Below are 24387 nucleotides of genomic sequence, written 5' to 3' on the forward strand. Positions count from 1 at the left end.
CGCTGCTGCCGGAGCCGCACCCTCGTCGCCGTCGGTCCCGTACAGTCAGCGCCCCGCAGCGCCTGCCGCAGCGTTCGCGTCTCCCGACCGGTCGTACGGCGCACCTACGTCGCCGTACGGCGCTCCCGCGTCGCCCTCCGGCGCACCGTCGGGCGGCTCGCACCAGGGACAGGGGGCCCACACAGGCCTCCCGCAGCCCTACGGAACCCCCGGCAGCTGGGGCCCCGCTCCCGGGATCGTGCCCGGCGGCCGTCCCCGGCCGCCGCGGCGTGGGCTCGGCGCGGGCACCATCGTCGGCGTGCTCGTCCTCGGCCTGCTCGGAGGCGCCGTCGGCGCGATCGGCACGGACGTGCTCCTCGACGCGCGTGCGGACGGCCGGTCGGGCCGCGCGGAGGTCGTCGAAGTGCCTGGGGCGCCGTCAGGCGGGACGACCGACCGCGCTCCGGGATCGGTCGCGGGCGTGGCGGCCGCCGTCCTGCCCTCGGTCGTCTCGCTCGAGGTCCGCGGCCAGCAGGGCGTCGCGACCGGCTCCGGTTTCGTGTACTCGGTCGACGGCTTCGTCATCACGAACAACCACGTCGTCGCCGGTGCCGCCGGCACCTCTCCGATCACCGTGACCTTCTCCGACGGGACGGAGTCCGAGGGCACCGTCGTCGGGCGCACGGAGGGCTACGACCTCGCAGTCGTCAAGGTCGACCGCACCGGTCTCGTGCCGCTCACGCTCGGCGACTCCGAGGTCGTCGTCGTCGGTGATCCCGTCATCGCGATCGGCGCACCGCTCGGCCTCGAGGGCACGGTGACGACAGGCATCGTCAGCGCCCTCAACCGCCCCGTCACGGCCGGCGACCAGGGCGCGACGTCGTGGATCAACGCGCTGCAGACCGACGCCGCGATCAACCCGGGCAACTCCGGGGGGCCGCTCGTCAATCTCGCAGGTGAGGTCGTCGGCGTGAACTCAGCGATCGCGCAGGCACCCGGCTCCGGCCAGACCGCCGCTGGATCGATCGGCCTCGGCTTCGCGATCCCCGCGAACCAGGTGCGGCGCACCGCGCAGCAGCTCATCGAGACGGGCCGCGCGACGCGGCCGATCATCGGTGCGCTCATCGACAACCGTTACGAGGGCGAGGGCGTCCGTGTCGTGCGGTCCGAGGACGTCGCCGCGGGCGAGCACCCGGTGTCGCCCGGCGGCCCCGCCGACAAGGCAGGTATCAAGCCCGGCGACATCATCGTCGCGATCGACGGGCGTCCCGTGACGCAGGAGGACGAGCTGCTCGTCGCGATCCGCGCGCTCGCGCCGGGCGACGAGATCGTGCTGACGATCCGCGAGGACGGCGCGGACCGTGACGTCTCGGTCGTGCTCGACGAGGCGGCCGCGGACTGATGGGCAGCGGCCTCTTCAACGTCAACGGCGCCGAGCTCGTCGTCATCCTCCTTGTCGTCGCGCTCGTCGTCGGTCCGGACCGGCTGCCCGAGTATGCGCGACAGCTCGCGCAGTTCGTGCGCGCCGCTCGCGACCAGGTGACGAAGGTGCGCGAACGTGTCGACGAGGAGGTCCAGGCGGAGCTCGGCGACGTCGACTGGAAGGCCCTCGACCCACGGCAGTACGACCCGCGGCGCATCGTGCGCGAGGCGCTCCTCGACGAGCCCGGCACGTCGCGGAACGCCGCCGCCGGCGCTTCCGTGAGCGCCGCAGGCGCGTCCGTCGGGCGTGCCACGGTGCCCGTGCAGCCGGCGCTTCCGGCGGGAGAGCCCGCGCCCTTCGACGACGAGGCGACCTGAGGACGATCGCCCCGGGCGATCTTGCCCGACCCTCGGGTGAGCGCGGTCCACAGCCGCCTCGCGGATTACGTGGAGACCGTTCTCACCTGTCATGATGGGCAGATGCCCGCAACGACGCCGACGACCCCGCGCATCCTCTCGGGGATGCAGCCGACGCAGGACTCGCTCCACCTCGGGAACTACATCGGGGCGCTGTCCCAATGGGTCGCGCTCCAGGAGTCCTACGACGCGTTCTACTGCGTCGTCGACCTTCACGCGCTCACGGTGAACCCGGACCCGGCAGCGCTGCGCCACCGCACGCGCGCGACCGCCGCGCAGTACCTCGCGGGCGGTGTCGACCCCGAGCGCGCCGCGCTCTTCGTCCAGTCGCACGTTCCCGAGCACGCCGAGCTCGCGTGGGTCCTCTCGTGCCAGACGGGCTTCGGCGAGGCCGCCCGGATGACCCAGTTCAAGGACAAGTCTGCGAAGAACGGCAACGACGGCACGACAGTCGGGCTCTTCACGTACCCCGTCCTTATGGCCGCGGACATCCTTCTCTACGACACGGCGCTCGTGCCCGTCGGGGAGGACCAGCGCCAGCACCTCGAGCTCACGCGCGACCTCGCGGTACGGCTCAACACGCGCTTCGGCGACGGCACGGTCGTCGTGCCGGAGGCACACATCCTCAAGGCCGGCGCGAAGATCCAGGATCTCCAGGACCCGCTGCGGAAGATGAGCAAGTCCGAGTCTGGCAAGGGCTCGATCGAGCTGCTCGGCGACGTCGCACAGGCGCGGAAGAACATCCGCTCGGCCGTCACCGACGACGGCAGCGAGATCCGCTTCGACCCCGCCACCAAGCCGGGGATCTCCAACCTCCTCACCATCTACTCGGTGCTCACGGGCCGCTCGATCGACGAGATCGTCGCCGAGTACGAGGGCAAGATGTACGGCCACCTCAAGGTCGACCTCGCCGAGATCGTCGTCGAGTTCCTCACGCCGCTCCAGGCGACGGCGCAGGGCTACCTCGACGACCCGGCCGAGCTCGACGCGATCCTCGCCCGTGGGGCGGCGCGCGCCCGTGACGTGGCGTCCGCGACGCTCGAGCGGGTCTACGACCGCTTTGGTCTTGTCCGTCCGGCATCGGCGGCGCGATGAGGATCCCCGAGCGTGGTGCGGGGCAGGCACGGATCGGTGTCTCGCTCACCGTGCCCGAGCCCTTCGGCTCACAGCTCGCCGATGCCCGGCGCGCGACGGGTGACGCCTATGCGGACCTCATCCCGCCGCACGTCACGCTTCTCGGGCCGACCGTCGTCGACGTCGAGGACCTGCCCGCGGTCGAGGAGCACCTCGCACGTATCGCGCAGGACGCGGGGCCGTTCACGCTCCACCTGCGGGGCGCCGCGACCTTCCGGCCCGTCTCGCCCGTCGTCTTCGTCCAGGTGGTCCAGGGCATCGCCGAGTGCGAGCAGCTCGAGGGTCGTGTCCGCAGCGGCCTGCTCGAGCAGGAGCTCCGCTTCCACTACCACCCGCACGTCACCGTCGCGCACGAGGTGCCGGACGAGGCGCTCGACGCCGCGTTCGTGAGCATGGCCGACTACGACGCTGTCTTCGAGGTCACCGAGATCGACCTCTACGAGCACGGCGACGACGGCGTGTGGCGCACGCGCCGCGCATTCCCCCTGGGCTGACTCACCGAGCTATCGACTCGTAGGCCGTCAGCACCATCGAACTGTCCTGGACCGCGACGAGTCGCGGGGGACGGGACGGGGACCACGACACGACGGACCACGACGGGACGGACCCACGACGCGACGGGCCCCGCTCACCCTCAGGGTGAGCGGGGCCCGTTGCGCGGAACCGCGTGGATCAGAACGCGCGCGTGATCATGGCGCGCTTGACCTCGGCGATCGCCTTGGTGATCTCGATGCCGCGCGGGCACGCCTCGGTGCAGTTGAAGGTCGTGCGGCAGCGCCACACGCCCTCCTTGTCGTTGAGGATCTCGAGGCGCTGGGTCGCGGCCTCGTCGCGCGAGTCGAAGATGAAGCGGTGCGCGTTGACGATCGCGGCCGGGCCGAAGTACTGCCCGTCGGTCCAGAACACGGGGCACGACGACGTGCACGCGGCGCAGAGGATGCACTTCGTCGTGTCGTCGTAGACGGCCCGCTGCTCGGGCGACTGGATGCGCTCGGCCGACGGCTGGTTCCCGCTCGTCACGAGGAACGGCATGATCTCGCGGTAGGACGCGAAGAACGGCTCCATGTCGACGACGAGGTCCTTGATGACGGGCAGGCCCTTGATGGGCTCGACCGTGATCGGCTTGCGGATGTCGAGGTCCTTGAGGAGCGTCTTGCACGCGAGGCGGTTGCGGCCGTTGATGCGCATGGCGTCAGAACCACAGATGCCGTGGGCGCACGAGCGGCGGAACGTCAGCGAGCCGTCCTGCTCCCACTTGATCTTGTGGAGCGCGTCGAGAACGCGGTCGGTGCCGTGCATCGTGAGGACATGGTCGTCCCAGTACGACTCGTCGCCGCGGGGACCCTCGGGGAGGAAGCGGCGGACGCGCAGCGTCACCTCGAAGGTCGGGACCTCACCCACCGACGTCGCGGGGCCGGTCTGCTCGATCGTGGCAGTCATCAGTACTTACGCTCCATCGGCTGGTAGCGGGTCACGACGACCGGCTTAGGCTCGAGCCGGATCTCGTGCGGGGGGATGCCGGCCGCGTCGGCGGCCGCGGCGTCACCACGGCGGTAGGCCATGGTGTGGACCATGAAGTTCGCGTCGTCACGGTCGGGGTAGTCCTCGCGGAAGTGGCCGCCGCGCGACTCCTTGCGTTCGAGCGCGCCGACGACGACGACCTCGGCGAGGTCGAGGAGGAAACCGAGCTCGACGGCCTCGAGGAGGTCCGTGTTGAAGAGACGGCCCTTGTCTTGGACGGACACCCGCCCGTAGCGCTTCTGGAGGTCCTTGACGACCGCGAGGGTCTCGGTGAGCGACGCCTCGGTGCGGAACACCTGGGCACCGCGGTCCATCGACTCCTGGAGCTCGCGGCGCAGGTCGGCGACGCGCTCGCCGTCGGGGCGGGAACGCATGGCCTCGAGCTCGGCGATCGTTCCGGCGGCGGCGTCGTCGGGCATGTCGACGAACGCGGCGCTCGCCGCGTACTCGGCGGCCGCGACACCGGCGCGCTTGCCGAACACGTTGATGTCGAGCAGCGAGTTGGTGCCGAGACGGTTGGAGCCGTGGACGGACACGCACGCGACCTCGCCGGCCGCGTAGAGGCCGCGGACGACGTCGGTGTTGTTGCGCAGGACCTCGGTCGTGATGTTCGTCGGGACGCCGCCCATCGCGTAGTGCGCGGTCGGGTAGACGGGCACGGGCTCGGTGTAGGGCTCGATGCCGAGGTACGTGCGTGCGAACTCGGTGATGTCCGGCAGCTTTGCGTCGATGTGCGCGGGCTCGAGGTGCGTGAGGTCGAGCAGGACGTAGTCCTTGTTCGGCCCGGCGCCGCGGCCCTCGCGGACCTCGTTCGCCATGGAGCGCGCGACGATGTCACGCGGCGCGAGGTCCTTGATCGTGGGGGCGTAGCGCTCCATGAAGCGCTCGCCGTCGCCGTTGCGGAGGATGCCGCCCTCGCCGCGAGCCGCCTCCGACAGGAGGATGCCGAGGCCCGCGAGGCCGGTCGGGTGGAACTGGAAGAACTCCATGTCCTCGAGCGGCAAGCCACGGCGCAGCGCGAGCGCCATGCCGTCGCCCGTGAGCGTGTGGGCGTTCGACGTCGTCTTGAAGATCTTGCCGGCGCCTCCCGTCGCGAGGATGACGGACTTGGCGCGGAAGACGTGGATCTCGCCGGTCGCGAGGTCGTAGGCGACGACGCCGGCGACGGAGACGGGCTCACCCTCGGGGACGTCCTCGTGGGCGAGGTCCTTGTCGAGGATGATGTCGAGAACGTAGAACTCGTTGAAGAACTCGACGTCGTTCTTCACGCAGTTCTGGTAGAGCGTCTGCAGGATCATGTGACCCGTGCGGTCGGCCGCGTAGCACGAGCGGCGCACGGCGGCCTCGCCGTGGTTGCGCGTGTGCCCGCCGAAGCGACGCTGGTCGATCTTGCCCTCGGGGGTGCGGTTGAACGGCAGGCCCATGCGCTCGAGGTCGAGCACCGCGTCGATGGCCTCCTTGGCCATGACCTCGGCAGCGTCCTGGTCGACGAGGTAGTCGCCGCCCTTGACGGTGTCGAACGTGTGCCACTCCCAGTTGTCCTCCTCGACGTTCGCGAGGGCGGCGCACATGCCACCCTGCGCCGCGCCGGTGTGGGAGCGGGTGGGGTAGAGCTTGGAGATGACGGCGGTGCGGGCGCGGGTCGAGGACTCCAGGGCCGCGCGCATGCCGGCGCCGCCTGCGCCGACGATGACGACGTCGTACTGGTGGGTCTGCATCGCTTCTGATGCCTCCTGGGACGTGACGGGTGGGGCTGGCCGTGGGCCGGGATCAGAGCTGCTTGCAGAAGTCCGCGAGCAGTGCGGGGTCGGCGCCCGCGGGGCACGGGTCGAACGTGAAGATCACGAGGGTGCCGGTGACGACGACGATGACGAATGCCGAGTAGAGGAGGACCTTGAGGATGCCGCGGGTGCGGTCCTTCTCGGCGTAGTCGTTGATGATCGTCCGTACGCCGTTGGTGCCGTGCATCATCGCGAGCCACAGCATGATGAGGTCGACGATCCGCCAGGGGAGGCTTGCCCACTTGCCGGCGACGAACGCGAAGTCGATCGCGTTGATGCCCTCGCCGGCGAGGAGGTTGACGAAGAGGTGCGTGAAGATGAGGGCGACGAGGACGACGCCCGAGATCCGCATGAAGACCCAACCGTAGAGCTCGAAGTTCCCGCGCGTGGTCTTGCGGCGCGCATACGGGGAGCGCGGGGCGGTGATGACAGGGGTGCTCATGGTCAGCCTCCGAAGACGTGCATGAGGTGACGCGGCAGGAAGCCCGCCATGGTCACGACGAACAGGCCCATCGCGATCCAGAACAGGGTGCGGTGGTGCTTGGCGCCCTTGCTCCAGTAGTCGACAAGGATGATCCGCAGGCCGTTGAACGCGTGGAACACGATCGCGGCGACGAGGCCTGCCTCCCCGAGACCCATGATCGGGTTCTTGTACGTGCCGATGACCGCGTTGTACGCCTCGGGGGAGACCCGGACGAGCGCGGTGTCGAGCACGTGCACAAGAAGGAAGAAGAAGATGAGCACTCCGGTCACGCGGTGCGCGACCCACGACCACATGCCTTCACGGCCGCGGTACAAGGTGCCTGGTGCCTTGGGCACGGTGGGCCTCCCGGGGGCGAGTTCCGGACGGCGACGTCGGCGTCGTCGTTCCTGTCATGGGACTAGGACTGAAGTCCTGCCCGATGGAGTCACTCTAGTGTCGTCCGGCGAGACTCGTGCGCCGGCTGTGACGGAACTGTGCGCGCAGGTCCCTGAAATGTGACGCACCGCACAGTGCGGGAGCGGTCTTCGTGACCCGAGAGCCTAGGATCGTCGCCATGACGAGCCTTCCCGCGACTCCAGCCCTCCCTGCCGGCGTCGACGCCGCCGATCTGCCGTTCCACGCGGTGATCCCCGCAGGGGGCGCGGGCACCCGCCTGTGGCCGCTCTCGCGTGCCGGCGCGCCGAAGTTCCTCCACGACCTCACGGGGACCGGACGCAGCCTCCTCCAGGCGACGGTCGACCGGCTCGCAGGGCTCGGCGATGCCGGCGTGACGATCGTCACCGGCGCGCGTCACGTCGACGCGGTGCGTGCCCAGCTCCCGTCGCTAGGGGACGACGACGTGCTCGCGGAGCCGAGTCCGCGCGACTCGATGGCGGCCATCGGGCTCGCTGCCGCCGTCCTCGAGGAGCGCCACGGCCCCGTGGTCCTCGGCTCGTTCGCCGCTGACCAGGTCATCACGAGCACTCCCACGTTCGTCGCAGCCGTCCGCGAGGGCATCGAAGCCGCACGCGCGGGCTACGTCACGACGATCGGCATCGCCGCGACGCGACCGTCCGTCGCGTTCGGCTACGTCCACGGCGGAGAGCCGCTCGGCCTCGCCGGGGCGCCCAACGTCCGGCGCGTCCGCGGCTTCACCGAGAAGCCCGACGCGGCGACGGCCCGCGGCTACCTCGCGTCGGGCGAGTATCGGTGGAACGCCGGGATGTTCCTCACCCGCTCGGACGTTCTCCTCGCCCACCTCGCGCGCGAGCGCCCCGAGCTTCACGACGGCCTGCGCGAGGTCGCCCGTGCCTGGGACACGCCCGCGCGTGCCGAGGTGCTCGGCCGGGTGTGGCCGACGCTCGAGAAGATCGCGATCGACCACGCGATCGCCGAGCCTGTCGCCGCCGCGGGCGGCGTCGCGATGGTGCCGGGCGACTTCGGCTGGGACGACGTCGGCGACTTCAACTCGCTCGCGGCGCTCCTGCCCGCGGTCGACGGCAGCGGCTCGAAGGTCCTCGGCGACGTCGACCAGGTCCTGCGGATCGAGAGCGCCGGGTCGGTCGTCGTCCCCGCTGCGGGCCGGCAGATCGTCGTCCTCGGTCTCGACGACGTCGTCGTCGTCGACACGGACGACGTCGTGCTCGTGACGACGCGTGCCCGCGCGCAGCAGGTCAAGGCCGCGGTCGACGCGGTCCACGACCGCGGTCGCGACGACCTGCTCTGACGAGGTCGGCCTGCTCTGACGAGGTCGGCCTGCTCTGACGAGGTCGGCGTCGGCGGCGTGGCGCGGACGCTCCGAGCCCGCGTCGGCCAGCGGCGATAGCCTCGGAGGATGAGCACCGCATCGGTCCGACGTCTCGGCGAGCTCGTCGACGAGCTCGCCGACGAGCTCGTCGCGTTCCGGCGCGACGTCCACGCCCACCCAGAGCTCGCGCGCGCCGAGGTGCGCACGACCACGCTCGTCGCCGACCGGCTCCGCGCCGAGGGTCTGGTCCCGCGCATGCTCACGGGGACGGGCCTCACGTGCGACGTCGGCACGACGGGGGAGGGTGACACACGGCCGCGCGTCGGACTGCGTGCCGACCTCGACGCGCTGCCCGTGCCCGAGGCGACGGGCCTGCCGTTCGCGTCGACCGTCCCGGGTGTCTCGCACGCGTGCGGGCACGACGTCCACACGGCGGCCGTCCTCGGTGCGGGGATCGCGCTCGCACGGCTCCACCGCGAGGCGCCGCTCCCGCACCCGGTGCGGCTTGTGTTCCAGCCGGCCGAGGAGGTGCAGCCCGGGGGAGCGCTCGATCTCCTCCAGCAGGGCGTCACGGAGCGGCTCGCGCGGATCTTCACCGTGCACTGCGAGCCCAAGCTCGACGTCGGGCTCGTGGGCACGCGCATCGGCCCCATCACCTCGGCGTCCGACTCCGTGACGATCCGTGTCGCGGGCGCGGGCGGCCACACGTCGCGCCCGCACCTCACGGGCGACGTCGTCGCCGCGCTTGCGCAGCTCGCGACGCAGCTGCCCGTCATCCTCGGGCGCAGGCTCGACCCTCGCTCGGGCATCAATCTCACGTGGGGCACGATCCGGGCGGGGGAGGCTCACAACGCGATCCCCACGCGGGGGCTGCTCAAGGGCACGCTGCGCAGCCTCGACGCGCGGGCGGCCGAGCTGGCGGGTCCCGTGCTTGCCGACGCGGTCGAGCATGTCGTCGCACCGTTCGGGGTGACTGCCGAGCTCACGCACGTGCGCGGCGTGCCGCCCGTCGTCAACGACGAGGCGAGCACACGCGCGCTCGACCGCGCCGTCCGGGAGACGTGCGGGCAGCGCGCGGCCGTCCTCACGGAGCAGTCGCTCGGCGGCGAGGACTTCGCGTGGTACCTCACGAAGGTGCCGGGCGCGCTCGCGCGGCTCGGCACCCGCACGCCGGGATCGCGTCCCGGGGACCTCCACCAGGCGGACTTCGTCGCCGACGAGCGAGCGATCGCGCTCGGTGCCAGACTTCTGGGGACGGTCGCGCTCGACGCGACGTGAGGCGCGGCTTCTTGCGGGTGACGTCGATCACGGCTGACGGTCGCTCAGAGCCGGCGACGGTCGAGTTTCCCGGAGCGTGAGACGCCCCGTCCCGCCCTCGAGACCGTCCGTACCGACTGCGTAACAGATAGATGTCATGGAGCCGCGAGTCGGTCATCTTGCGCACCGTCGTGGTTAGAGTCGGTCTCACCACGCTCCCCGGTGAGAAGTGGCGCGACGGCCGACGATGTCCGTCGGCAACGCCGCGCCTGCACCGTCGAGCGACGTCCGAGAGATCTGCTGAGGAGATCCGCGTGAACAAGACCATCAAGCTCACGGCCGTCGCGGCCGTGGCCGCGCTCGCGCTCGCCGCGTGCGCCGAGGCCCCCGGCGACGGCGGCACGGCCAGCGCCACGACGCCCGTCCAGACGATCAAGCCCGTCGACGGCTTCAAGCCCTGCGTCGTCTCCGACGCCGGCGGCTTCGACGACAAGTCGTTCAACCAGCTCTCCTTCGAGGGTCTCCAGAAGGCGGCCGCCGAGTTCGGCGTCAAGGCCGGCGAGGTCCAGTCGAAGTCGGACGCCGACTTCAAGCCGAACCTCGAGTCGCTCCTCACCGCGAACTGCTCGCTCATCACGTCGGTCGGCTTCGCGCTCTCCGCCGCGACGGTCGAGGCCGCGAAGGCCAACCCCGACATCCAGTACGTCCTCGTCGACGACGCCGCCGACAACGACCGCGACGGCAAGGTCGACGCGGAGAACATCAAGCCGCTCATCTACGACACGGCCCAGGCCGCGTTCCTCGCGGGTTACCTCTCCGCGGGCTACTCCAAGGCGGGCAAGGTCGGCACGTACGGCGGCATGCCCTTCCCGACCGTGACGATCTTCATGGACGGCTTCAAGCAGGGCGTCGAGCACTACAACAAGGTGAAGTCCGCCGACGTCCAGGTCATCGGCTTCGAGGGCGGCGACAAGGGCACGTTCACCGGTGGCTTCGAGAGCAACCAGAAGGCACGCGAGGCCGCTGACTCGATCATCAACCAGGGCGTCGACGTCATCCTCCCCGTCGGTGGCCCGATCTACCAGGCCGCGCTCGACTCGATCGACGACTCCGGCCGCGAGATCGCGCTCATCGGTGTCGACGCCGACGTCTTCGTCACCGACCCCAAGACGGAGAAGTACATCCTCACCTCGATCGAGAAGAAGATGGACCAGTCGGTCTACGACGCGGTGACGACGGCCGGCAAGGGTCAGTTCTCCTTCGACCCGTACATCGGCACGCTCGCCAACGGTGGCGTCGGCCTCGCGCCGCTGCACAACTTCGAGGGCAAGGTCGACGCGACGCTCGTCGCCGAGGTCGACGCTCTCAAGGACCAGATCATCAGCGGCGAGGTCAAGGTCACGTCCTACCTCGCGAAGTAACACCATGCATGCTCCCCGGGGCGGCCAGGCCGCCCCGGGGAGCATGCGTGCCCAGCTCCACCCTCTGCGAAGGAACCGACCGATGAAGCTCGAGCTGCGCGGCATCACCAAGCGCTTCGGCGCCCTCGTCGCCAACGACCACATCGACCTCACGGTCGAGCCCGGGGAGATCCACTGCCTCCTCGGGGAGAACGGCGCCGGCAAGTCCACCCTCATGAATGTCCTCTATGGGCTCTACACCGCCGACGAGGGCGACGTCCTCCTCGACGGCCAGAAGGTCACGTTCTCCGGCCCGGGCGACGCGATGGCCGCCGGCATCGGCATGGTGCACCAGCACTTCATGCTCGTCCCCGTCTTCACCGTCGCCGAGAACGTCATGCTCGGCCACGAGCAGACGAAGACCGGCGGACGCCTCGACCTCGACGCCGCCCGTGCCAAGGTCCGTGAGATCGCCGACCGCTTCGGCTTCCACGTCGACCCCGACGCGATCGTCGAGGACCTGCCCGTCGGCGTCCAGCAGCGCGTCGAGATCATCAAGGCGCTCTCGCGCGACGCCAAGGTCCTCGTCTTCGACGAGCCGACCGCCGTCCTCACGCCGCAGGAGACCGACGAGCTCATGGCGATCATGCGCCAGCTCCGCGCCGAGGGCACCGCGATCGTCTTCATCACCCATAAGCTGCGCGAGGTCCGCGAGGTCGCTGACCGCATCACGGTCATGCGCCGCGGCGCCGTCGTCGGCGAGGCCGAGCCCGGCTCGAGCGACGCCGAGCTCGCCTCCCTCATGGTCGGGCGCGCCGTCGAGCTCGTCGTCCACAAGGACGCCCCGCAATACTCCGACTCGCTCCTCGAGGTCGAGAACCTCGAGATCGTCGACCCCCAGGGCGTCGTCCTCGTCGACGACCTCTCCTTCTCCGTCCGCGGCGGAGAGATCCTCGTCGTCGCAGGCGTCCAGGGCAACGGGCAGACCGAGCTCGCCGACGCGCTCCTCGGTCTCGTCACCCCCGCGGACGGCGAGATCCGCCTCGACGGGACGAACCTCGTCGGCCGCAACGTCCGCCAGTTCCTCGACGCCGGCATCGGCTTCGTCCCCGAGGACCGCGGCCACGACGGCCTCGTCGGCACGTTCACCGTCGCCGAGAACCTCATCCTCGACCGCACCGACGGCCCGCCCTTCGTCAAGGCTGGCTCGCTCCAGCTCTCAGAGCGCGACCGGTTCGCCGAGGAGAAGGTCGCCGAGTTCGACATCCGCACGCAGGGCATCACGACGCACGCCGGCCGCCTCTCGGGAGGCAACCAGCAGAAGGTCGTCCTCGCCCGCGAGCTCTCCCGCGACCTGCGCCTGCTCGTCGCCTCCCAGCCGACGCGTGGCGTCGACGTCGGATCGATCGAGTTCATCCACAAGCGCATCGTCGAGACCCGTGACGCGGGCATCCCCGTCATCGTCGTCGCGACCGAGCTCGACGAGGCCGTCGCGCTCGCGGACCGCATCCTCGTGATGTACCGCGGCCGCGTCGTCGGCATCGTCCCCGCGGACACCCCGCGTGACGTCCTCGGCCTCATGATGGCCGGCATCCCGGCAGAAGGGAACGAAGCCGCATGAGCACCACCGAGAACCCGCGGCCCGCCGGCGACGACCACAGTCTCGCCACGACGCCCGGCACTTCCGCGGCGCCCGCCCCGACCGCCCCCGTGGGTGAGCCCGAGAACCGCTTCTCGACCGCGTGGCGCGAGATCGTCGGCGGTTCGTGGGGCGTCTCCGTCGGCGCCGTCATCCTCGCGCTCCTCGCGGGCGCCGTGATGATCGCCGGCACCGACGAGACGGTCCGTCAGACCGCGACCTACTTCTTCTCCAAGCCCGGCGACATGCTCTCCGCCGTGTGGACGACCGTGCGTGACGCGTACGGCGCGCTCCTGCGCGGCGCGATCTGGAACCCCGCCGGTGACACGCTGCTCGAGAACATCCGGCCGCTGGCGACGTCCCTCACGTACGCGACGCCGCTCATCGCCGCCGGTCTCGGCCTCGCGATCGGCTTCCGCGCCGGCCTCTTCAACATCGGTGGCCAGGGGCAGATGATCCTCGCCGCGATCGGTGCTGGCTGGGTCGGCTTCGCGCTCGACCTGCCTGCGGGCCTCCACCTCGTCCTCGCGATCGTCATCGGCGTCGCGGCAGGTGCCCTCTGGGCCGGCATCGCCGGCCTCCTCAAGGCGGCCACAGGCGCGCACGAGGTCATCACGACCATCATGCTTAACCACACCGCCTACTACCTGCTCTTCTTCCTCCTCGCGACGCCGGGCCTCCTGCAGGCCCCCGGCTCCGCGAACCCGAAGACGCCGCCGATGAAGGAGACAGCGATCCTGCCGAACCTCTTCGGCACCGGCTTTCCGCTCCACGCGGGCTTCCTCCTCGCGCTCGTCGCCGTCGCGGTGACGTGGTGGCTGCTCGAGCGCTCGAGCCTCGGCTTCTCCTTCCGCGCCGTCGGTGAGAACCCCAAGGCGGCCCGTGTCGCAGGCATCGACGTCAAGCGCACGACCGTCTACTCGATGCTCGTCTCGGGCGCGATGCTCGGTGTGGCCGGCGCGACGCAGGTCCTGGGAACCTCGACGACCGGCTTCTCGACCGACGTCGACGCGGGCATGGGCTTCGACGCCATCACCGTCGCGCTCCTCGGCCGCTCGACCCCGCTCGGCACGCTCGGTGCCGGCATCCTCTTCGGCGCCTTCAAGTCCGGCGGCGCCACGATGCAGGCCGCCGAGACGATCCCCATCGAGATCGTCACGGTCATCCAGTCCCTCATCGTGCTCTTCATCGCCGCGCCGCCGCTCGTCCGGGCCATCTTCCGGCTCCCGACCCCCGGCACGGCGAAGGCCGCGCGCCGCGTTCGCAAGGAGGTGGCGGCATGAGCGCCCCCACGACCGTCCCTGACGAGCAGTCCGTCTCCGGGCAGCTGCGCCACGTCGAGGTCATCAGCAAGAAGTTCGCGGTCGTCCTCACGGCCGCGACCGTCGTCCTCCTCGCGATCGTCGGGCTCGTCCCGCGCGAGGGCGAGGCACGCTTCCGCCTCTCGGGCGGCAGCGAGGCCCTGCAGATCCCGAGCATCGCCGTGCCCGCGATGCCGCTCGCGTGGGCGTCCGTCGTCATCTGCGTCGTGCTCGCGGCCGTGAGCTGGGTGCTGTGGCGCTCGGGCCGACGCACGCCCTGGTACGTCGGCATCGTCTTCGCCGTCGTGTTCCTCGCGGGATTCCTCGGCTGGGCCGGCGCCGGGTCGTCGAACGACGTCCCGATCTCCAACCTCATCGGCTCGTCGATCCTCCTCGCCGTCCCCATCATCTTCGGTGCGCTCGGCGGCACGATCGGCGAGCGCGCGGGCGTCGTCAACATCGCGATCGAGGGGCAGCTCCTCGGCTCCGCGTTCGTCGCGGCCGTCGTCGGCACGATGACGCAGAGCCCGTGGGCGGGACTCCTCGCAGGCATGTTCGCGGGTGCGCTCGTCGCCCTCGTCCTCGGAGTCTTCACGATCACCTACCGCGTCGACCAGGTCATCGTCGGTGTCGTGCTCAACGTCCTCGTCCTCGGCCTCACGAGCTTCATCTACTCGCAGGTGCTCGTGCCGCAGGCGGACCTCTACAACAGCACCGAGCGCTTCCCCAAGGTCTCGATCCCCGTGCTCAGCGAGATCCCGATCATCGGCTCGGCGCTGTTCCACCAGTCGGTCATCGTCTACCTCCTGTACCTCACGGTCCCCGCGATCTGGTTCGCGATGTTCCGCACCCGCTGGGGCCTGCGCCTGCGGGCCGTCGGCGAGCACCCCCTCGCCGCCGACACCGTCGGTATCAAGGTGAAGAGCGTGCGCTACCGCGCGCTCCTCGTCGCCGGCGCCATCGTCGGCATGGGCGGCGCGTACTACACGCTCGTGTCGGTCTCCGGCTTCGGGAAGAACATGACCGCGGGCGCCGGCTTCATCGCGCTCGCCGCCGTGATCTTCGGCAAGTGGGACCCGATCAAGGCGACGCTCGCCGGCCTGCTCTTCGGCTTCTCGACCGCGCTGGCGAGCGCCATGTCGATCGTCCAGGCGCCCGTCCCCAGCCAGTTCATGCTCATGCTCCCGTACGTCGTCACGCTCCTCGCGGTCGCCGGTCTCATCGGCAAGTCGCGGGCCCCGGCGGCGTCCGGCACCGCCTACGTCAAGGAATGACCGTCGACGCCCCGCGGCCCGCAGGCCGCGGGGCGTCCGTCACGCTGGAGGACCCCGTGACCGCACCCGAGATCGACTGGGAGGCGCTGCGCGCCGCCGCACGCGAGGTCATGACCCGCGCGTACGTCCCCTACTCGAAGTTCCCCGTCGGCGTCGCCGCGCTCGTCGACGACGGCCGCGTCGTCGTTGGCTGCAACGTCGAGAACGCGTCGTACCCCGTCGGCCTGTGCGCCGAGTGCGGGCTCGTCTCGCAGCTCGCCGCGACCGGCGGCGGACGCCTCGTCGCGTTCGCGTGCGTCGACCGCCACGGCAACAAGCTCATGCCGTGCGGCCGGTGCCGCCAGCTCCTGTGGGAGCACGGCGGGCCCGAGCTCCTCGTCGACTCGGTCTCGGGCATCCGCCCCATGACCGAGGTCCTGCCCGACGCGTTCGGGCCCGACGACTTCGTCACGCGCGCCTGAGGTCGCGCCCCCGCACCTCGCACGTGCAGGACCGCGCCGCAGGCGCGCACGCGCCCGACCGGCGCACCCCCCGGCGGACCCGACCGGACCGCCACGACAGACCGTAGGAGGACCCCCATGACCACGTCCCGGACCGAGGCGTTCGACGCCGTCGACGTCATCGTCGCCAAGCGTGACGGCAAGGTGCTGACCGACGCCCAGATCGACTGGGTCATCGACGCGTACACGCGCGGTGTCGTCGCCGAGGAGCAGATGGCCGCGCTTAACATGGCGATCCTCCTCAACGGCATGACCCGCGCCGAGATCTCCCGCTGGACCGCCGCGATGATCGCGTCAGGCGAGCGCATGGACTTCTCGGGCCTCTCGCGCCCGACGTCGGACAAGCACTCGACCGGGGGCGTCGGCGACAAGATCACGCTGCCCCTCGCGCCGCTCGTCGCAGTGTTCGACGTCGCCGTGCCGCAGCTCTCGGGCCGCGGCCTCGGCCACACGGGCGGCACGCTCGACAAGCTCGAGTCGATCCCCGGCTGGCGCGCCGCGCTCACCAACGACGAGATGATGGCGCAGCTCGAGCACCTCGGTGCCGTCATCTGCCAGGCCGGCTCGGGTCTCGCCCCGGCCGACCGCAAGCTCTACGCCCTGCGCGACGTCACCGGCACCGTCGAGGCGATCCCGCTCATCGCGAGCTCGATCATGAGCAAGAAGATCGCCGAGGGCACGGGCGCGCTCGTCCTCGACGTCAAGGTCGGCTCGGGCGCCTTCATGAAGGACCTCGACCGGGCGCGCGAGCTTGCGCGCACCATGGTCGACCTCGGCACCGACGCGGGCGTGCGCACGGTTGCACTGCTCACGGATATGTCGACGCCCCTCGGCCTCACCGCGGGCAACGCGCTCGAGGTGCGCGAGTCCGTCGAGGTCCTCGCTGGTGGCGGTCCCCGCGACGTCGTCGACCTCACGGTCGCGCTCGCCGTCGAGATGCTCGCGGCCGCGCACAAGCCCGTGGGCGAGGACGAGGTGCGTGCTGCGCTCGCCGACGGCCGCGCGATGGACGTGTGGAACCGCATGATCGAGGCACAGGAGGGTGACCCTCACGCCGAGTTGCCGTGGGCCACGGAGACGCAGGACGTCGTTGCTCCCGCGGACGGCGTCCTCACGCGTCTCGACGCGTACGACATCGGTATCGCCGCGTGGCGTCTGGGTGCGGGCCGCGCCCGCCGCGAGGACCCGGTGCAGGCAGGTGCGGGCGTCGTCATGCACGCGAAGCCCGGCGACACGGTCCGCAAGGGGCAGCCGCTCCTCACGCTCCACACGGACACGCCCGAGAAGTTCGGTCGCGCGCTCGAGGCGCTCGACGGCGCGTTCGACGTCACGGCCGGTGCGGGCTTCACCCCGACACCCCTGGTCCTCGACCGTCTGAGCGGCTTCTAGCCCCTCCCGGTCCCGCCCGCGGATCCCCGGCCCAAGAATCCGCGCAGATGGTTGCTCCCAGCGACCATCTGCGCGGATTCTTCTGCACGGGGGTGGGGTGCTGGCAGCGAGGTGGGAGGATCGCCTCATGGACCTGCCTGACGATGCCCGGCCTGACGACGCTCGTCCCGACGACGCTCGTCCCGCGGACGCGCCAGCCCGCCGACCGGCGTCCGTCTACGGCGTCGGCACCGAGCCCGACGCGCGCTTCTCCCTCGCCAACGAGCGCACCGCGCTCGCGTGGCTGCGCACGGCGCTCGGCCTCGTCGCGGGCGGCGTCGGCCTCGCAAGCCTTGCGAACCTCACCGACCCGCACGTCGTCGTCGACGTCGTCGCGGCGCTCGCATGCCTCACGGGCGGGATCGTCGCGTTCTACGCGCTCTACCGCTGGCGCGCCAACGAGCGCGCCCTGCGCCTCGGGCACCCGCTGCCCGTTCCCGGAGCGCTCCCGACGCTCGTCGCAGGCGTCGTCCTCCTCGGCCTGCTGCTCGCGGCCTTCGCCCTCGGGCGCGCTGTGTGAACGCCGACGTCCCGTTCGCGCGCGACGCGGGCCTGCCCGCAGAACGGTCGAGCCTCGCCTGGCAGCGCACCGTCCTCGGCGTGACGCTCGGCGCGATCGTCGGCGGCACGACCGCTCTCCACGCCGGTCACTGGTGGCTCGCGACCGTGGCGCTCGTCGTCGCGGTGTGCGCCGTCTGGCCGGGTGTCCTGCGACCCGGCCGGGGACGCACGCTCGCTGGCGGCGGGCTCGCGGGCGCGCTCGTCCGCGAGGGCTGGCCGCTGCTCGTGCGAGCCGCGCTCCTCGTCGGCGCGCTCGCCGTCGTCGGGCTCGCCCTCGCGGTCGTCGGGGCGCTCGCATGACGCCGCCGCCCCGGCCACGGCCGCCGGGGGAGGCGCGCGACCCGCTCGGCGGGCTCACGCTCGTGCGCGTGCTCGCAGCGCTCGGGATCTGGGCCCGGCCAGGACAGCCGTCCGACGCCGGATGTGCCCGGGCGACGTGCGACCCGCGCGCGCTGGCCGCGGCGCGGGCCGGTGATCCGCCGCCGGCCCAGGCGCGCGACGCGCGCAGTCCAGGGTGCGACGAGCTCCTCGAGGACGTGTGCGCGCGCGCCCAGCGCGCAGGGCACGCGCCTGCGACGGTCACGTTCCTGCGCGACGCGTGGGCGGCGCTCGGACCTGACGCCCGGCTCCGCGTCGCGGCACCGCTCGCCTCCGACGCCCCGACGTGGCGCGGCCGGCCCGCCGTCCAGGTCGACGGCACGACGTGCGGCGCGGCCGTCGGCGCGATGCTCCTCGCCGCAGGCGACCCTGTCGTCGCCCTCGCGCTCGAGACGGGCACTGTGCTCGGGGCGGGCACGGTGCTTGAGACGGGCACGGCGCTCGAGACTGGCGCCGCGCCCGCAGGCGTCCGCAGCCCGGCTCACGCCCCTGCACTCACCGCCGCCGCGGCTGGGTTCGACGAGCTCCAGCGCCACCTCCTCGGCGCGACGTCCCGCCGCGCCGTGCTCGGTTTGCTGCCGTGGCCGCGCAGGTTCGGGACACCGCCGTGGGGCCTCGCGCGCGAGGCCCGCTGCGCCGACGTGCGTTACCGGCACGTCGTCGTCGACGTCGGCGACCGTCCCCGGACCGACGCTCTCGCCGCGCACATCGAGGCGAGCCTGCGCGCCGGGACGCCCCTTCCGCTCTTCACGGGCGGAGCGAGCCGCACGGGCTGGTCGACCGCCGTGCCGCGGCACGTCGTCCTGCTCGTCGACGTCGAGGGGACGTCGTGGCGCGTCTACGAGCCCTCGTGCGGACGGGTGCTCACCGTCGACACCGGCACGTGGGCCGTCCCCGAGCGTCGCGACGCGTGGGGCCGCTGGAGCCGCCCGCACTGGATCCTCCTGCCCCGCTGACAGGAGCGACGCTCCGGGTTCGGGCGCTGGGGAGGTGCGGGAGCGGCGCGCACGGAGCACAATGGAGAACCGTCCCCGGCAGGAAGGAGTTCTCCCATGAGCACCGATCCGACCGCAGGTTGGGACGACGCAGGCCTCGAGCCACCGTCGCCCGGCGAGCCCGTCGACCTTCTTCAGGACCCGGTCCCACCGCCCGCTGACCCCGAGGAGTACAGCCCGACGATCGCCCGCCCTGACACCGAGGGCAGCGCGACCGAGGGCGACGTCGCCGACCAGGCCGTCGAGGTCGTCCTCGACGACGGCCCTGACGGGACGGCAGACGTCCCGGGCGACTGACGCCTTCGAAGCCGCTGTCGGCGCGCCGCCCCCGCGGCCGCCGGCAGCGGCGCGTTCGCACCATGCCGTCCGCAGTCGGTGTGATGCTCGACCTCGCCGGTGCGCCGTGGGGCCGACGCTGTCCCGCGACGCCTATCCTGGGACCATGACTGCGCCGTCCCTCGACCAGATCCGCGTCCTGCCGAAGGTCGTCCTCCACGACCACCTCGACGGCGGCCTGCGGCCCCAGACCCTTCTCGAGCTCGCCGAGGGCATCGGCTACACGATGCCCGCGAGCACCCCCGAGGCTCTCGCCGACTGGTTCGAGGCCGCCGCGGACTCCGGGTCGCTCGTCCGCTACCTCGAGACGTTCGACCACACGATCGCGGTCCTCCAGACCGCCGACGCGCTCGAGCGCGTCGCGCGCGAGGCCGTCATCGACCTCGCCGCCGACGGCGTCGTCTACACCGAGCAGCGGTGGGCTCCCGAGCAGCACCTCCGCGCGGGGCTCACGCTCCAGGAGGCCGTCGAGGCCGTCGGTCGCGGCCTCGCCGCGGGCGAGGCCGCCGTCGAGTCCGTCGGCGGCCGCATCGTCGCCCGCCAGCTCGTCACGGCGATGCGTCACGCGGACCGCTCGGTCGAGATCGCCGAGCTCACGCTCGCCAACCGTGGCCAGCACCGGGTCGTCGGCTTCGACATCGCCGGCGCCGAGCTCGGGTTCCCGCCCTCGCAGCACGCGGCCGCGTTCGACCTCCTCCACGACGGCCTCTTCCCGACGACGATCCACGCGGGCGAGGCCGACGGCGTCGACTCCGTGCGGTCCGCCCTCACCGACGGCTACGCCGCACGCATCGGCCACGGCGCACGCCTCGTCGAGGACATCACGGGCGTCGAGGAGGCCATGCGTCGCCGCGGCAAGGCAGACCTCTCCGAGCTCGAGCTCGGCCCCGTCGCGACGTGGGTCCGCGACCGCCGCATCGCCCTCGAGCTGTGCCCGCTCTCGAACGTCCAGACTGGTACTGCGCCGTCGGTGCGGGACCACCAGATCACCCTGCTCAAGAACCTCGGGTTCGCCGTCACGGTGAACACCGACAACCGGCTCATGTCGCGCACGTCGATGACGACGGAGATGCACCGCCTCGTCACCGAGGCAGACTGGACGCTCGACGACCTGCTCGCAGTGACCCTCACGGCTGCGTGGAACGCGTTCATCCCGTTCGACGAGCGCCAGGAGCTCGTGTCCCAGCTGATCCTGCCGCGCACCGCGGTCGTCAAGGAGGAGCGTTCCAAGTGACTACTGCTGCCGAGGTCGCCGCGATCGTCGACCACACCCTGCTCAAGCCCGAGTCCACCCAGGCCGACGTGGCCGCGCTCGTCGACGAGGGGGTCCGCCTCGGGGTCTTCTCCGTGTGCGTCTCGCCGTCGATGCTGCCGATCGACGCCAAGGGCCTCAAGGTCGCGACGGTCGTGGGATTCCCGTCCGGCAAGGTGAAGTCCGAGATCAAGGCGGCCGAGGCCGCCCGCGCGATCGCGGACGGCGCCGACGAGATCGACATGGTCATCGACGTCGGCACCGCCCGCACGGGCGACTTCGCCGCCGTGCAGGCCGACATCGCCGCCGTGCGCGCGTCCGTGCCCGCCGACAAGATCCTCAAGGTCATCATCGAGTCCGCGGCGCTGAACGACGAGCAGATCGTCGGGACGTGCCGCGCCGCTGAGGCTGCGGGCGCCGACTTCGTCAAGACGTCGACGGGCTTCCACCCGACCGGCGGAGCGAGCGTCCACGCGGTGCGGCTCATGGCCGAGACCGTCGGCGGACGCCTGGGTGTCAAGGCGTCTGGCGCGATCCGTGACGGCGCTGCCGCCCTCGCGATGATCGAGGCAGGCGCGACGCGCCTCGGGCTCTCGGGGACCGCGGCCGTTCTCGACGGTGTCGCTGCGGGCGCGACCGCGGCCGACCACGTCGCGGGCGACGGCGGGGGCTACTGAGTGCCACGTCCTGACGCCCCGACACGGGTCCCGGGCCAGCACACCGGTGAGGTCGTGCGCGTCGAGCGGCTCACCCCGCACATGGTGCGTGTCGTCCTCGGCGGCCGGGGCCTCGACGAGATCGCGGACCTGCCGTGGACGGACGAGTACGTCAAGCTCGTCCTGCCCGGGCCGGACGGACCCGTCATGCGGTCGTACACGGTGCGGGCCTGGGACGCGGCGGCCCGGGAGATGACGATCGACCTCGTCGTTCACGGTGACACCGGGGTCGCCGGCCCGTGGGCCGCGACCGTGGAGGTCGGCGCGCAGGTCACGCTGCGCGGCCAGGGTGGGGACTTCGTGCCTGACCCGACGTGCGACGTGCTCCTGCTCGTCGGTGACGAGTCCGCGCTGCCTGCGATCCTGCGGACGCTCGAGGCGGTGCCGGCGAGCCTGCCGACGTACGTGTTCGTCGAGGTCGCCTCGGCCGACGAGCGCCAGCCGGTTCCCGTGCAGCCGGGTGTGCATGTCACGTGGGTGCAGCGCGGCGAGACGTGGGGTGGTGCGCTCGTGCGCGCCGTCCGCGACGCGGAGCTACCCGCAGGTCGGCTGCAGGCGTTCGTCCACGGCGAGGCCGGGGTCGTGCGCGAGCTGCGTCGTCACGTGCGCGCCGACCGGGGGGTCGCGCGCGAGGACCTCTCGGCGTCGGGCTACTGGCGTCTCGGAGTCGACGACGAGGGCTGGCGGGCCTCGAAGGGCGAGTGGAAGGACGCGGTCGCGCGCGACGAGGCGGCGCTCACGGGCTGAACCCCCCGCGCCACGGGACGGTGAGCGTTCAGACGGTCGGGATGCCGCCCGCACGCTCGACGAGCAGGATGAGGTCCCGCCTGCTCGTGAGGTCGAGCCGCGTGAGGATGTCCGACAGATGCGACTTCACGGTCGACGGGGACGTGAACGTGTCCTCGGCGATCTCCGGGTTCGTGCGGCCCGCATGGACGGCGGCGGCGATCTCGAGCTGGCGTTCGGTGAGTCCCGCGAGCGCACGCTGCGCGGCCGTCCGATCGGGGCCCTGGTCGGTGCGCATGCGCTCGACGAGGCGTCGGGCGATGTCCGGAGACAGGACGCTCGTGCCCGTGTGCGCGGCGCGGATCGCGGCCGCGAGGTCCTCGGGGACGCGGTCCTTGAGGACGAAGGAGTCGGCGCCCGCGTGGAGCACCGCGAGTGCGTCGTCGTCGATCTCGAAGCTCGTGAGCGCGACGACCGCCGGAGGCGACGAGAGCGCGCGCACGCGCCGCGTCGCGGTGATGCCGTCGACGCGCGCCATGCGGAGGTCCATGACGACGACGTCCGGCCGGTGCGCGTGCACGGCCTCGAGGACCTCGTCGCCGTCGGTCGCCTCGGCGACGACCTCGATGTCGGCCTCCGGGCCAAGCAGCAGCTTGAGTGCTGTGCGCGAGAAGCGTTCGTCGTCGACGAGCAGGACGCGGATCATGCAGCAAGGCTATCCACGGCCACCGACATCCCGGTGCGGACCGACTGACGCGTGACCCCCGTCCGACGGGAGGTGCGCGTCAATCCGTGGGGGAGGCGGGGGTGGGGCTCGGGGGTGGAGACCACGGGAGCCACGCCTCGAGCGTGTGCACGCCGTTCGCGACGCTCGTCGTCACAGTGCCGCCGAGCAACGACACCCGCTCCCGCACGCCCTCGAGCCCACGCCCCGCGCCCGGCACGGCGCCGGGGCCGGGGCCGGCCGCGACAGGGTTCGACACCGTGAGGCGTACGCCCGTCCGCGGTCCACCGACGACGCTCGCCTCACCAGCACCGGCGCGCCCGTGCTTCCGCGCGTTCGTGAGCGCCTCCTGGAGCACGCGGTGGGCGGCGCGGGCCGTCGGCGCGGGCATCGAGGCGCTGTCGTCGAGCATGAGCGTGAACGACGCGGGCACCCCCGACGCGTGGCGCGACTCCTCGACGAGCTGCCCGAGGGCGCCTGGCGTCACGGGACGTCGAGCCTCCTGCGCGGCCTCGAGCCCGCCCGGGGTACGCATGAGGGTGATGAGGTCCCGCATCTCGTCGAGCGAGCCGTGCGCGTCCGCTCGGACCGCCGCCGCGAGCTCAGCGAGATCAGGGTCGTCGGACGCTCGCTCGAGCGCAGCCGCGTGGAGCGACAGCAGCGAGAGCCGGTGCGCGACGGTGTCGTGGATCTCGCGGGCGAGCAGCTCGCGCTCCTCGACCTGACCGAGCCGACCGCGCAGGCCGTCCGCCTCCGCGCGGGTCGCATGCGTCACCTGCGTAGCCTCGCGCGCCGCGCGCTGCTGCCGCTGGACGTATCCGACGACGAGCGGAAGCGCGACGACGACGGCGACGAAGGCGACGATGCCGGGCGTCGTGAGGAACGCAAAGGTGCCGTCGGGGAGCTGCGTCGCCCAGATGCGCTCTGTGAGCGGCTGGCGGGAGTCGCGCACGAGCGAGAGCGACAGGGCCGCCGCAGTGCCGAGCGACGCGAGCGCAGCGTCACGCCACCGGCCGCGACGAACGAGGACCGTCGTCCCGACGAGCGACCCCACGACGTCGCCCCGCAGGATGAGGGAGAACACCACGGAGGCGAGGGAGAGCAGCCCAGGGGAGGACGCTCGCCGCGTGACGAGGAAGGCGACGCCGCCCCCCGCGCACAGCCCGAGCAGGGCAAGGAACACCTCGCTGCCCTCCGTGTCCCACGAGAGCACCACGGTGAACAGCGACACCACGGCCGCAAACGTCGTCAGCAGGACCGTCCGCACCCGCTGCAGCTCGTCGGGCGCACGGCGACGCGGGCCGCCTGCCGATCGCACGACAGCGCCGGGTGGCGGCGGAAGCTCGCCCCGCCGGGTCTCGGGCCGAGGCGGGGGCCAGTGCTGCGGGCTCGGCAAAGACATGCGCCCACCGTAGGTCCTGCCACCGACATCCCGG

At 71.8% G+C, this 24387-nt stretch carries 25 protein-coding genes; 19 read left to right on the forward strand and 6 right to left on the reverse strand.

From position 1 onward, the window contains the following. Positions 1 to 298: 298 nt before the first annotated feature. The 4 genes from IGS67_RS05730 to IGS67_RS05745 all read left to right on the forward strand — a co-directional run bounded on the left by IGS67_RS05730 (position 299) and on the right by IGS67_RS05745 (position 3446). Complete coding sequence (locus IGS67_RS05730) at positions 299 to 1381, forward strand: S1C family serine protease (RefSeq protein ID WP_328741692.1); 1083 nt, start codon at positions 299 to 301, stop codon at positions 1379 to 1381. Continuing rightward, positions 1381 to 1779 (forward strand): twin-arginine translocase TatA/TatE family subunit, encoded by a 399-nt coding sequence (locus IGS67_RS05735; protein ID WP_192278714.1) that lies wholly within the window; start codon positions 1381 to 1383, stop codon positions 1777 to 1779. Before IGS67_RS05730 ends, IGS67_RS05735 begins: the two co-directional genes overlap by 1 nt. Positions 1780 to 1881: 102 nt before the next feature. Further along, complete coding sequence (gene trpS, locus IGS67_RS05740; RefSeq protein WP_192278716.1) at positions 1882 to 2913, forward strand: tryptophan--tRNA ligase; 1032 nt, start codon at positions 1882 to 1884, stop codon at positions 2911 to 2913. Continuing rightward, on the forward strand, positions 2910 to 3446 hold the full coding sequence (locus tag IGS67_RS05745; RefSeq protein ID WP_192278717.1) for a 2'-5' RNA ligase family protein: 537 nt from the start codon (positions 2910 to 2912) through the stop codon (positions 3444 to 3446). The genes trpS and IGS67_RS05745 overlap by 4 nt, the downstream gene beginning before the upstream one ends. Positions 3447 to 3624: 178 nt before the next feature. On the opposite strand, the gene IGS67_RS05750 is transcribed toward IGS67_RS05745, so the two are convergent. From IGS67_RS05750 to sdhC, 4 genes are read right to left on the reverse strand one after another with little or no spacing between them, the layout of a single operon-like run. Further along, positions 3625 to 4392 (reverse strand): succinate dehydrogenase iron-sulfur subunit, encoded by a 768-nt coding sequence (locus IGS67_RS05750; protein WP_192278720.1) that lies wholly within the window; start codon positions 4390 to 4392, stop codon positions 3625 to 3627. After that, the gene (gene sdhA / locus IGS67_RS05755; RefSeq protein ID WP_192278722.1) at positions 4392 to 6191 is read right to left on the reverse strand and encodes a succinate dehydrogenase flavoprotein subunit; all 1800 of its coding nucleotides are present in this window, start codon (positions 6189 to 6191) and stop codon (positions 4392 to 4394) included. Before sdhA ends, IGS67_RS05750 begins: the two co-directional genes overlap by 1 nt. 52 nt (positions 6192 to 6243) lie before the next feature. Beyond that, complete coding sequence (locus IGS67_RS05760; RefSeq protein ID WP_192278724.1) at positions 6244 to 6696, reverse strand: succinate dehydrogenase hydrophobic membrane anchor subunit; 453 nt, start codon at positions 6694 to 6696, stop codon at positions 6244 to 6246. A gap of 2 nt (positions 6697 to 6698) precedes the next feature. Next, positions 6699 to 7073, reverse strand: coding sequence for a succinate dehydrogenase, cytochrome b556 subunit (gene sdhC, locus IGS67_RS05765; RefSeq protein ID WP_102509190.1), 375 nt, complete (start codon positions 7071 to 7073; stop codon positions 6699 to 6701). A gap of 218 nt (positions 7074 to 7291) precedes the next feature. On the opposite strand from sdhC, the gene IGS67_RS05770 reads away from it, so the two are divergent. The 15 genes from IGS67_RS05770 to IGS67_RS05840 all read left to right on the forward strand — a co-directional run bounded on the left by IGS67_RS05770 (position 7292) and on the right by IGS67_RS05840 (position 22248). Then, positions 7292 to 8443 (forward strand): mannose-1-phosphate guanylyltransferase, encoded by a 1152-nt coding sequence (locus tag IGS67_RS05770; protein WP_192278726.1) that lies wholly within the window; start codon positions 7292 to 7294, stop codon positions 8441 to 8443. A gap of 108 nt (positions 8444 to 8551) precedes the next feature. After that, the gene (locus IGS67_RS05775) at positions 8552 to 9742 is read left to right on the forward strand and encodes an amidohydrolase (protein ID WP_192278728.1); all 1191 of its coding nucleotides are present in this window, start codon (positions 8552 to 8554) and stop codon (positions 9740 to 9742) included. Between the two features lie 293 nt (positions 9743 to 10035). Continuing rightward, on the forward strand, positions 10036 to 11142 hold the full coding sequence (locus tag IGS67_RS05780) for a BMP family lipoprotein (protein ID WP_192278730.1): 1107 nt from the start codon (positions 10036 to 10038) through the stop codon (positions 11140 to 11142). Positions 11143 to 11224: 82 nt separating this feature from the next. Then, entirely contained in the window at positions 11225 to 12742 is a 1518-nt protein-coding gene (locus IGS67_RS05785) for an ABC transporter ATP-binding protein (protein ID WP_192278732.1), read from the forward strand. Further along, complete coding sequence (locus tag IGS67_RS05790; RefSeq protein ID WP_192278734.1) at positions 12739 to 14043, forward strand: ABC transporter permease; 1305 nt, start codon at positions 12739 to 12741, stop codon at positions 14041 to 14043. The genes IGS67_RS05785 and IGS67_RS05790 overlap by 4 nt, the downstream gene beginning before the upstream one ends. Next, positions 14040 to 15335, forward strand: coding sequence for an ABC transporter permease (locus IGS67_RS05795; RefSeq protein ID WP_192278736.1), 1296 nt, complete (start codon positions 14040 to 14042; stop codon positions 15333 to 15335). The genes IGS67_RS05790 and IGS67_RS05795 overlap by 4 nt, the downstream gene beginning before the upstream one ends. Beyond that, positions 15332 to 15796, forward strand: a complete 465-nt coding sequence (locus IGS67_RS05800) for a cytidine deaminase (protein WP_192278738.1) — start codon at positions 15332 to 15334, stop codon at positions 15794 to 15796. The genes IGS67_RS05795 and IGS67_RS05800 overlap by 4 nt, the downstream gene beginning before the upstream one ends. Positions 15797 to 15913: 117 nt before the next feature. Further along, a complete protein-coding gene (locus IGS67_RS05805; RefSeq protein ID WP_192278740.1) occupies positions 15914 to 17224 on the forward strand; it encodes a thymidine phosphorylase in 1311 nt (436 codons plus the stop codon). Positions 17225 to 17351: 127 nt separating this feature from the next. Beyond that, entirely contained in the window at positions 17352 to 17783 is a 432-nt protein-coding gene (locus IGS67_RS05810; RefSeq protein WP_192278742.1) for a YidH family protein, read from the forward strand. Further along, entirely contained in the window at positions 17780 to 18124 is a 345-nt protein-coding gene (locus IGS67_RS05815; RefSeq protein ID WP_192278743.1) for a hypothetical protein, read from the forward strand. Before IGS67_RS05810 ends, IGS67_RS05815 begins: the two co-directional genes overlap by 4 nt. Then, positions 18121 to 19158 (forward strand): serine/threonine-protein kinase, encoded by a 1038-nt coding sequence (locus IGS67_RS05820; protein WP_192278745.1) that lies wholly within the window; start codon positions 18121 to 18123, stop codon positions 19156 to 19158. The genes IGS67_RS05815 and IGS67_RS05820 overlap by 4 nt, the downstream gene beginning before the upstream one ends. Before the next feature lie 96 nt (positions 19159 to 19254). Then, positions 19255 to 19494, forward strand: a complete 240-nt coding sequence (locus IGS67_RS05825; RefSeq protein WP_192278746.1) for a hypothetical protein — start codon at positions 19255 to 19257, stop codon at positions 19492 to 19494. Positions 19495 to 19639: 145 nt separating this feature from the next. After that, entirely contained in the window at positions 19640 to 20767 is a 1128-nt protein-coding gene (locus IGS67_RS05830) for an adenosine deaminase (protein ID WP_192278747.1), read from the forward strand. Next, complete coding sequence (gene deoC, locus IGS67_RS05835) at positions 20764 to 21462, forward strand: deoxyribose-phosphate aldolase (protein ID WP_192278748.1); 699 nt, start codon at positions 20764 to 20766, stop codon at positions 21460 to 21462. The genes IGS67_RS05830 and deoC overlap by 4 nt, the downstream gene beginning before the upstream one ends. Beyond that, positions 21463 to 22248: a siderophore-interacting protein gene (locus IGS67_RS05840; RefSeq protein ID WP_328741720.1), complete on the forward strand. Its 786-nt coding sequence runs from the start codon at positions 21463 to 21465 to the stop codon at positions 22246 to 22248. It abuts the gene before it with no gap. Positions 22249 to 22276: 28 nt separating this feature from the next. Here IGS67_RS05840 and IGS67_RS05845 read toward each other — a convergent pair whose 3' ends face one another. Continuing rightward, the gene (locus IGS67_RS05845; protein ID WP_192278749.1) at positions 22277 to 22933 is read right to left on the reverse strand and encodes a response regulator; all 657 of its coding nucleotides are present in this window, start codon (positions 22931 to 22933) and stop codon (positions 22277 to 22279) included. Positions 22934 to 23012: 79 nt separating this feature from the next. Next, positions 23013 to 24353, reverse strand: a complete 1341-nt coding sequence (locus tag IGS67_RS05850) for a histidine kinase (RefSeq protein ID WP_192278750.1) — start codon at positions 24351 to 24353, stop codon at positions 23013 to 23015. Positions 24354 to 24387 lie beyond the last annotated feature (34 nt).

The organism is Flavimobilis rhizosphaerae (assembly GCF_014852685.1).
Taxonomy (GTDB): domain Bacteria; phylum Actinomycetota; class Actinomycetes; order Actinomycetales; family Cellulomonadaceae; genus Flavimobilis; species Flavimobilis rhizosphaerae.

Excerpts from the sequence above, each read along its gene's own strand:
- IGS67_RS05735 (WP_192278714.1), top strand. The coding sequence starts at position 1,381 with ATGGGCAGCGGCCTCTTCAACGTCAACGGCGCCGAGCTCGTCGTCATC.
- trpS (WP_192278716.1), top strand. The coding sequence starts at position 1,882 with ATGCCCGCAACGACGCCGACGACCCCGCGCATCCTCTCGGGGATGCAG.
- IGS67_RS05745 (WP_192278717.1), top strand. The coding sequence starts at position 2,910 with ATGAGGATCCCCGAGCGTGGTGCGGGGCAGGCACGGATCGGTGTCTCG.
- IGS67_RS05750 (WP_192278720.1), bottom strand. The coding sequence starts at position 4,392 with ATGACTGCCACGATCGAGCAGACCGGCCCCGCGACGTCGGTGGGTGAG.
- sdhA (WP_192278722.1), bottom strand. The coding sequence starts at position 6,191 with ATGCAGACCCACCAGTACGACGTCGTCATCGTCGGCGCAGGCGGCGCC.
- IGS67_RS05760 (WP_192278724.1), bottom strand. The coding sequence starts at position 6,696 with ATGAGCACCCCTGTCATCACCGCCCCGCGCTCCCCGTATGCGCGCCGC.
- IGS67_RS05770 (WP_192278726.1), top strand. The coding sequence starts at position 7,292 with ATGACGAGCCTTCCCGCGACTCCAGCCCTCCCTGCCGGCGTCGACGCC.
- IGS67_RS05775 (WP_192278728.1), top strand. The coding sequence starts at position 8,552 with ATGAGCACCGCATCGGTCCGACGTCTCGGCGAGCTCGTCGACGAGCTC.
- IGS67_RS05785 (WP_192278732.1), top strand. The coding sequence starts at position 11,225 with ATGAAGCTCGAGCTGCGCGGCATCACCAAGCGCTTCGGCGCCCTCGTC.
- IGS67_RS05790 (WP_192278734.1), top strand. The coding sequence starts at position 12,739 with ATGAGCACCACCGAGAACCCGCGGCCCGCCGGCGACGACCACAGTCTC.
- IGS67_RS05795 (WP_192278736.1), top strand. The coding sequence starts at position 14,040 with ATGAGCGCCCCCACGACCGTCCCTGACGAGCAGTCCGTCTCCGGGCAG.
- IGS67_RS05800 (WP_192278738.1), top strand. The coding sequence starts at position 15,332 with ATGACCGTCGACGCCCCGCGGCCCGCAGGCCGCGGGGCGTCCGTCACG.
- IGS67_RS05805 (WP_192278740.1), top strand. The coding sequence starts at position 15,914 with ATGACCACGTCCCGGACCGAGGCGTTCGACGCCGTCGACGTCATCGTC.
- IGS67_RS05810 (WP_192278742.1), top strand. The coding sequence starts at position 17,352 with ATGGACCTGCCTGACGATGCCCGGCCTGACGACGCTCGTCCCGACGAC.
- IGS67_RS05820 (WP_192278745.1), top strand. The coding sequence starts at position 18,121 with ATGACGCCGCCGCCCCGGCCACGGCCGCCGGGGGAGGCGCGCGACCCG.
- IGS67_RS05825 (WP_192278746.1), top strand. The coding sequence starts at position 19,255 with ATGAGCACCGATCCGACCGCAGGTTGGGACGACGCAGGCCTCGAGCCA.
- IGS67_RS05830 (WP_192278747.1), top strand. The coding sequence starts at position 19,640 with ATGACTGCGCCGTCCCTCGACCAGATCCGCGTCCTGCCGAAGGTCGTC.
- IGS67_RS05845 (WP_192278749.1), bottom strand. The coding sequence starts at position 22,933 with ATGATCCGCGTCCTGCTCGTCGACGACGAACGCTTCTCGCGCACAGCA.
- IGS67_RS05850 (WP_192278750.1), bottom strand. The coding sequence starts at position 24,353 with ATGTCTTTGCCGAGCCCGCAGCACTGGCCCCCGCCTCGGCCCGAGACC.